This window comes from Raoultella sp. (assembly GCF_039594335.1).
Lineage (GTDB): Bacteria > Pseudomonadota > Gammaproteobacteria > Enterobacterales > Enterobacteriaceae > Klebsiella.
The window spans coordinates 1-7,584 of record NZ_JBCNNS010000165.1; the positions used below are offsets into that span (position 1 = coordinate 1).

The following is a 7,584-nucleotide window of genomic DNA, read 5'->3' on the forward strand; positions in this document are numbered from 1 at the left end:
CCCGAAAATAACCGTTACGCGCGCATGTCAGTTCCTGGGACACAGCAGACAGGCATGGTATCAGGACAACGCAAGGCGCAGAAAACGACAGGAACACCATGCTCAGGTTCTTGAGTTTGTTGCCCGCATCAGGTGTCGTCAGCTGCGAACCGGTACGCGTAAACGTCAGATGGTTACGACGGCTACCAGAATGCGCTGGCTGAGCGGGTCAACGGGATACTGAAAAATGAGCTGTTACTCTCGCGTCCAGCAGACCTGGCGCAGGCCAGAACGATGGTAAAAGAATCCGTGGCAATTTATAACCATGAGCGTCCACCTCTGGTCCTGAAATACGAAACGCCCGATGATATTCATCAGGCGTTTTACAGACAAAAAACTGTCAACCTATAGCAGGACTCGTCACCGTTCTGGCAAAGAATGCGCGGATAAACGGTAGCAAACGCCTTTTCCTGCCCCTCATCTTGCAACCTCGATATTCACGATACCGCTGGTAGAGATTTGTCTTCGATAGTGCAGGAGCATAGTCAGGGCCGGGACACCGCCCTCATTTCGTGGATGCGGTAGAGAGAAGTCCGTCGCGGAAAATCCGCAGCCGCAGGCGTTCCAGGCATAACCGGTTCAGAAGCAAGGTTGGGGGGCATCTGTTCACGATACGGAGACGCAGAAGGCGCCCTACAGGCGCCTGGGAGGGAATAGATCGGTTCGGTCAGCAGGGGCGATGTTTACTCTGCACCCGCGTCAGCGAGCCTTCACTTAACGCCTCTTTATAATGCTTACGGCAAACAGAAACATAGCGCTCATTCCCGCCAATCACGACCTGCTCGCCTTCATTATAGGGCCGCCCTTCCTGATCGAGACGCAGCACCATACTCGCTTTACGCCCGCAGAAACAGATCGTTTTTAATTCAACCAGCTTATCGGACCATGCTAATAAATACTGACTGCCAATAAACAACTCGCCACGAAAATCCGTGCGCAGACCATAGCACAGCACCGGAATATCCAGCCGATCGACGACTTCTGACAATTCATGTACCTGTTCGCGGGTCAAAAACTGGCTCTCATCCACGAGGACACAATGCACAGGCTGTTGCGCATGTTCGCTCGCAATATCGCTAAAGAGCGATGTCTGAGGGTTAAACAGTCGGGCTGGCGATGAGAGACCAATTCTTGAACTGACCTTACCTGAACCAAAGCGGTTATCAATCTCGGCGGTATAAACCAGGGCACGCATGCCTCGCTCTTGATAATTGTATGCCGACTGTAACAAAGCGGTCGACTTACCTGCATTCATTGCAGAATAGTAGAAATAAAGTTGAGCCATCGGCTGCATCACCCCAATCAGTGTGTTTTATCGCGGCAAAATTGTAGCATATTTTCCTGTTCTATCCCCCCTTTCAACATGGGTATAGCGGCATACGCGATGCCTGTCTCCCTGCGGGTAGATTACGCTTTTAATTGAATGCGGGTGTTGGCAATTTGTACAAATTCCCCTTTTCTGGCCCTCTGCCGTTGTCCTTTTGTGCGAATCGAAGCATGGGACAGCCCGCTATAACGTTTTTTACTCACCAGATTATATTAAAGAGTGCCGTTACTAATACGCTAATACTCAACAGGGATATTTATCCCTGCAAAGTATAATTTTACTCCCGGACAGCAGAGAAAAGCATACTATCTCAGGGTTTTAGCTCAGGATTTAGGTCAGGCTATAAGCAAAAAAGATGTGAAGTCGCACGTAGAATTTAACTTACATTAATTAATTGCTGCGACAAATAACAAGTAATTTTGAATTCCTTACATTCTACCCTATTGCACATCTGATTATATCGCTCTATTATTAGTCCAACAAACCACCCCACAATATAAGTTTGAGATTACTACAATGAGCGAAGCACTTAAAATTTTGAACAACATCCGTACTCTTCGTGCGCAGGCAAGAGAATGCACCCTTGAAACGCTAGAAGAAATGCTGGAAAAATTAGAAGTTGTCGTTAACGAACGTCGCGAAGAAGAAAGCGCCGCCGCTGCAGAAATTGAAGAGCGTACTCGTAAACTGCAACAATACCGTGAAATGCTGATTGCAGATGGTATTGATCCGAACGAACTGCTGAGCACCATGGCAGCAGTCAAAGCGGGTACTAAAGCTAAACGCGCTGCGCGTCCGGCTAAATATAGCTATGTTGATGAAAACGGTGAAACCAAAACCTGGACAGGTCAAGGTCGCACTCCGGCAGTGATCAAAAAAGCCATGGACGAGCAGGGTAAAACCCTGGACGATTTCCTGCTGTAATCGACGGTTGTATTTGAAAAATCCCGCTTCAGCGGGATTTTTTTTACCTGCCGCCCGCAGATATAAAAAAACCGGGAAACGAAATTCGCCCCCGGTTTATCATTACGCTGAAAACGATTACTTAGTTACGGCTTTTTCCAGCCAGGCTTTAAAATCTGCGCCAAGGGATTTATGGCGCACGCCATATTCCACAAACGCCTGCATATAACCCAGTTTATTACCGCAGTCGTGGCTCTTACCTTTCATATGATAGGCTTCAACCGTCTCTTTCTCGATCAGCATATCGATTGCGTCGGTCAGTTGGATCTCATCCCCGGCTCCCGGAGGCGTTTTTGCCAGCAGCGGCCAAATGTCCGCGCTCAGCACATAGCGCCCCACAACAGCGAGGTTAGACGGTGCCACATCGGCTTTCGGCTTCTCAACCACACCCACCATCGGGACGCTTTCGCCCGGCTGCAGGGATTGGCCTTTGCAGTCGACAACGCCGTAAGCGGTAACATCAGCGACAGGCTCAACCATAATCTGGCTGGATCCTGTTTCATCAAAACGCGCGATCATTTCAGCCAGGTTATCACGGGAAAGATCGGACTCGAATTCATCCAGAATAACGTCTGGCAGAATAACCGCGACCGGCTCGTCACCCACCACCGGGTGCGCGCACAGTACCGCGTGACCAAGACCTTTAGCCAGCCCCTGACGAACCTGCATAATAGTGACATGCGGCGGACAAATAGACTGAACTTCTTCCAGCAGCTGACGTTTAACACGTTTTTCCAGCATGGCTTCCAGTTCAAAACTGGTATCGAAATGGTTTTCGATAGAGTTTTTTGACGAATGAGTCACCAGAACAATTTCAGTAATTCCGGCTGCGATGCATTCGTTAACGACGTACTGAATTAAAGGCTTATCCACCAGCGGCAGCATTTCTTTCGGAATAGCCTTGGTGGCGGGTAGCATCCTGGTTCCTAATCCCGCAACCGGGATAACAGCTTTTCTTACTTTAGAATTAAGGGCAGCCATTGCAATCTCCTGGACTGTTCATTTTTTAAACTTTTCGTCAATAATAACGTGTCGAGTATATCAGTCCACTCAGGCAAACCTGGTCTGAAAAGGTTTGTGTTCCCTCGAATTAGGACTTTACTTATAAATCTCTGTGATAGTACCACTGCAAAAGATTACTCGGTAATCCTACCAGCTTAAAAAACAGGTAACTGCTCACTCCGCAGACAACATCAGTCGTAAACGCCCTCCGGCCCCCCAAATTTGGCACTGCCATGATGCGCAGCGCTGGCTAATTTGGTTGAGATAAGCGTTACCCAATGTCCCTAACGGAACGCCATTGCTAATCTGAATTTGATGTTCTCCGGTATTGAGGGTGCCATTCAGACCTGCGGATACCAATATCAAATTCTTCAGACTGCTATGGTAATAACCCACCAGCAACGGAAATTGCCCAGGTAAATTGGCCTGACGCAGTAATTGGTTAACCTGTTTTAACAGGTTGCCCATTTCCGGCAGGCGCTGCCCCTGATGGGCCAACTGCTCCTGAAGCAATCCATTAAACAAAGCCCGCAGCAACAGCGCTGCAAGCACGCCATTATCACCTGCTCGTGTGACATCCAGGCAATAGAATGCCAGATCATTTTCTGATAATGGCGCAATATCAAGCACCAGACCGGGTTTATCCGCCGACACTAACTGACGATAATGAATACGACACTTCGAAATTTCTTGCTGTACGGGAGGCTGGAGCTCCTGCAGTAGCCTTGACGCTGCGGTAGGATCGCTCACCAGCGCATCCCAGTCCTCAAACAACCGTTCTTCTTCCTCAACACGCGAGTTAAACATATTGGGATACAGACAGGCATACACCGTTTCCCGCAGGCGGTTGAAATCTTTTACCGGCTTTAACAACACATCCTGGACGCCAAGGCGCAACGCTTTGGCAATATCGGCCATATTTTCGGTTGCCGAAATCATCAGGATCGGCAGCTTTTCGCCGCGGTTGCGCAGATGCTCCACCAGTTCAAGACCATTCATTCGCGGCATAGAAATGTCGCAAATCATCAGGTCGGGTTTGGACTCGGCCATTTTCTGAAGTGCTTCCACACCATCCTCCGCCAGTGCCGTCGCCGCGCCCAGTGAGGTTAGCCAGGAGTGCAAGAGTGAGCGGAAAACGGCTTCGTCTTCAACTATCAGAATCAGTTTTCCCGCCAATGGCTGCGTCATGATCTCTCCTCTGGCTGGCGATAGTTAAATAGTGGCATGCAATTCACACTATCGCCTGTCAGAATTTACTTAAGTCCTGGTTAGATGGCGTCACACCGCGGTGCGCACCAAAGGTAGTAGCTCATCCATCTTCTTTTCAACCGCCTGCTGCCCGGCAGCAATTGCCTCACCTGCACGATGAAAATCAAGCGTGGATATTTGTGGGCAAAAAGGCTGCAGCAAAATATCGGGAGGATCGCCCGCCATACGATTCCGTTTCAGGCGATTTTCCAGCACCTGAATAGAGGTCGACATTATCTCCATTGCCGTGGGCGTCGCCGCGCGGCGGGAGGTCATTCCGCTCAGGCCTGCACGGATTCGCCCATGCCAGGAAAAAGCTTTCTCTTCTGGCTGAGGCTGTTCAATTGACCATAAATCCTGCTGCATCAGGTGGGCATCGTGCTGTAAGTCGACGGCAATCACGATATCCGCCCCCAGCGCGCGCGCCAGAGAAACCGGAACAGGGTTGACTACTGCACCATCGACCAGCCAGTAACCATTATGCATAACGGGTGACATCAGGCCCGGCATGCTGCAGGAGGCGCGTACTGCCCGGTGTAGATCGCCCTCGGTAAACCACAGTTCGCGACCGGTGCTTAAATTAGTCGCAACCGCGGCAAAACGACGGTCGCAGCGCTCAATATCGGAGACGGGCAATACCTGCCGAAACTGGTTGAATACGCGCTCACCGCGCAGCAGACCACCACGGCGCCAGGAAAGATCCATCAACCGCAGCACATCCCAGTTACTAAAAGAGGAGACCCATTTCTCAAGGACCGGAAGTCGATTGCAGGCAAAGGCAGCCCCTACCAGCGCACCGATTGAACATCCAGCGACGATATCAATTTCAATACCCGCACGCTGTAGTGCTTTAATCGTACCAATATGTGACCATCCGCGGGCAGCGCCCGCCCCTAACGCCAGACCAATTTTAAGCTTTCTCATTATTACCGATATACTTCCTTCCACTCCGAGCATGGCATCATTGCCACAGCTCAGTTAACATAAAACACTTTGGCGCCGATGCGCCGTGATTCTTTATCCATGGAGGCCGTTTTGTCGCCATTATGCCCTTGTGGCAGCGCTCTGGAGTATAGCTCATGTTGTCAGCGATATCTGACCGGCTCTTTGCCCGCGCCGGATCCCTCACAACTGATGCGATCCCGCTACAGCGCGTTTGTCATGAAGGATGCCGATTACCTGATCGCCACCTGGCACCCTTCCTGTCAGCCGCAGCACTTCCGGGCCGAACTGGAAAAGGGGTTCGCGAAAACGCAATGGCAAGGCTTAACCGTATTTGCTGCCGATGAAGGCCGTCATCCCGACGAGGGGTTCGTCAGTTTTATCGCGCGATATCAGGACGATAACCGCCCCGGCGCGATTATTGAACGTTCCAGATTCTTAAAAGAAAATGGACGGTGGTATTATATCGACGGCACACGACCGCTGATGGGTCGTAACGACCCCTGCCCTTGCGGTTCAGGTAAAAAATTTAAAAAATGCTGCGGCCAGTAAAGCTGGCGCCAGCAATAGCAAACACTACAGGATTTTCCCCGCGATGCATTCATTACAACGTAAAGTACTACGCACCATTTGCCCTGACCAGAAAGGACTCATCGCGCGTATCACGAATATTTGTTACAAGCACGAGCTGAATATCGTGCAGAACAACGAGTTTGTCGATCACCGTACCGGCCGCTTCTTTATGCGTACCGAACTGGAAGGTATTTTTAATGACGCCATTCTGCTCGCCGACCTTGATAGCGCGCTACCGGAAGGCTCAATACGCGAACTGACGCCAGCCGGCCGCCGTCGGGTGGTGATCCTGGTCACCAAAGAAGCGCACTGTCTGGGCGATCTGCTGATGAAAGCCAACTATGGCGGCCTGGATGTTGAGATTGCGGCCGTCATCGGCAACCATGAAACCCTGCGCTCGCTGGTTGAACGTTTTGATATTCCATTTCAGTTGGTCAGCCACGAAGGGCTGACGCGCGAAGAACACGACAAGCAGATGGGCGACGCTATCGAATCCTACGCGCCGGATTATGTCGTACTGGCGAAGTATATGCGCGTTCTGACACCGGAATTCGTTTCCCGCTTCCCAAACCAGATTATCAACATTCATCACTCCTTCCTGCCAGCCTTTATTGGCGCCCGTCCTTATCATCAGGCCTACGAGCGCGGCGTGAAGATCATCGGCGCCACCGCCCACTACGTTAACGACAATCTGGATGAAGGCCCGATCATTATGCAGGATGTTATTCATGTCGATCATACCTATACGGCGGAAGATATGATGCGCGCGGGCCGCGATGTTGAAAAAAATGTGCTGAGCCGCGCGCTGTATCAAGTTCTGGCCCAGCGCGTGTTTGTTTACGGCAACCGAACGATTATTCTTTAATCGACAATGAAATTAACTGGTTAGCTTTGCGCCTTTACGCGTAAATTTCAGGCAACCAGTTTAATTTTATCAACGGAAAGCTTTACAGGGGCGCATCATTTGGTATGATGCGCCCCGCTTCCCCGGAAGGAAGCAGGCCAGTATTAAGCATTACCCCGTGGTGGGGTTCCCGAGCGGCCAAAGGGAGCAGACTGTAAATCTGCCGTCATCGACTTCGAAGGTTCGAATCCTTCCCCCACCACCATTATTCCCCACAGTAATGTGGTAACCCCGACAAATCTCAGCGAGGTTTGCACTTGTCGGGAAGGGTGAGAACCTTCGATTAAGGTTCGACTCGAGCGCAAGCGAGAGAATGTTGCCGCAGGCAACGGCCCAAAGGGTGAGGCGCGAAGCGACGAATAATCCTTCCCCCACCACCATTATTCACCACAGTAATGTAGTAACCCCGGCAAATCTCATCGAAGCTTGCACTTGTCGGGAAGGGTGAGAACCTTCGATTAAGGTTCGACTCGAGCGCAAGCGAGAGAACGTTGCCGCAGGCAACGACCCGAAGAGTGAGGCGCGAAGCGACGAATAATCCTTCCTCCCCATCACCATTCAATCCGCTGAATGTTGTCATCTGAAA

General features: G+C 50.8%; 7 protein-coding genes, 1 tRNA gene, 2 other RNA genes and 1 pseudogene. 7 read left to right on the top strand and 4 right to left on the bottom strand.

All coding sequences use genetic code 11. The features are described from left to right. Positions 1-165 precede the first annotated feature (165 nt). Positions 166-390: pseudogene (locus ACZAHD_RS20000) on the top strand (integrase core domain-containing protein); the annotation flags it as partial. 316 nt (positions 391-706) lie between these two features. Here the strand turns inward: ACZAHD_RS20000 and tdk are convergent. Then, on the bottom strand, positions 707-1,324 hold the full coding sequence (gene tdk / locus ACZAHD_RS20005) for a thymidine kinase (protein ID WP_462458314.1): 618 nt from the start codon (positions 1,322-1,324) through the stop codon (positions 707-709). 558 nt (positions 1,325-1,882) lie between these two features. Here tdk and hns point away from each other — a divergent pair. Next, on the top strand, positions 1,883-2,290 hold the full coding sequence (gene hns, locus ACZAHD_RS20010; protein WP_004863421.1) for a histone-like nucleoid-structuring protein H-NS: 408 nt from the start codon (positions 1,883-1,885) through the stop codon (positions 2,288-2,290). A gap of 117 nt (positions 2,291-2,407) precedes the next feature. Here hns and galU read toward each other — a convergent pair whose 3' ends face one another. The 3 genes from galU to rssA form a co-directional block, all read right to left on the bottom strand. Next, positions 2,408-3,310 carry a UTP--glucose-1-phosphate uridylyltransferase GalU gene (gene galU / locus ACZAHD_RS20015; RefSeq protein WP_462458315.1) on the bottom strand — a complete coding sequence of 301 codons (903 nt, stop codon included), beginning with the start codon at positions 3,308-3,310 and terminating at the stop codon, positions 2,408-2,410. A gap of 195 nt (positions 3,311-3,505) precedes the next feature. Continuing rightward, positions 3,506-4,519, bottom strand: a complete 1,014-nt coding sequence (gene rssB / locus ACZAHD_RS20020; protein WP_462458316.1) for a two-component system response regulator RssB — start codon at positions 4,517-4,519, stop codon at positions 3,506-3,508. Positions 4,520-4,609: 90 nt separating this feature from the next. Next, entirely contained in the window at positions 4,610-5,503 is an 894-nt protein-coding gene (gene rssA / locus ACZAHD_RS20025) for a patatin-like phospholipase RssA (RefSeq protein ID WP_462458317.1), read from the bottom strand. Positions 5,504-5,614: 111 nt separating this feature from the next. Here rssA and ACZAHD_RS20030 point away from each other — a divergent pair, with 111 nt between their 5' ends. From ACZAHD_RS20030 to ACZAHD_RS20050, 5 genes are all read left to right on the top strand, one after another. Continuing rightward, complete coding sequence (locus ACZAHD_RS20030; RefSeq protein ID WP_462458318.1) at positions 5,615-6,073, top strand: YchJ family protein; 459 nt, start codon at positions 5,615-5,617, stop codon at positions 6,071-6,073. Between the two features lie 43 nt (positions 6,074-6,116). After that, complete coding sequence (gene purU, locus ACZAHD_RS20035; protein WP_100682449.1) at positions 6,117-6,959, top strand: formyltetrahydrofolate deformylase; 843 nt, start codon at positions 6,117-6,119, stop codon at positions 6,957-6,959. Between the two features lie 159 nt (positions 6,960-7,118). Further along, positions 7,119-7,203, top strand: a tRNA-Tyr gene (locus ACZAHD_RS20040). 43 nt (positions 7,204-7,246) lie between these two features. After that, positions 7,247-7,378: non-coding RNA, RtT sRNA (locus tag ACZAHD_RS20045), on the top strand. A 43-nt stretch (positions 7,379-7,421) separates the two neighbouring features. Continuing rightward, positions 7,422-7,552: non-coding RNA, RtT sRNA (locus ACZAHD_RS20050), on the top strand. Positions 7,553-7,584 lie beyond the last annotated feature (32 nt).

Bases quoted from the DNA above. Each gene is read 5' to 3' on its own strand.
- galU (WP_462458315.1), bottom strand. From the start codon at position 3,310: ATGGCTGCCCTTAATTCTAAAGTAAGAAAAGCTGTTATCCCGGTTGCG.
- hns (WP_004863421.1), top strand. From the start codon at position 1,883: ATGAGCGAAGCACTTAAAATTTTGAACAACATCCGTACTCTTCGTGCG.
- purU (WP_100682449.1), top strand. From the start codon at position 6,117: ATGCATTCATTACAACGTAAAGTACTACGCACCATTTGCCCTGACCAG.
- rssA (WP_462458317.1), bottom strand. From the start codon at position 5,503: ATGAGAAAGCTTAAAATTGGTCTGGCGTTAGGGGCGGGCGCTGCCCGC.
- rssB (WP_462458316.1), bottom strand. From the start codon at position 4,519: ATGACGCAGCCATTGGCGGGAAAACTGATTCTGATAGTTGAAGACGAA.
- tdk (WP_462458314.1), bottom strand. From the start codon at position 1,324: ATGGCTCAACTTTATTTCTACTATTCTGCAATGAATGCAGGTAAGTCG.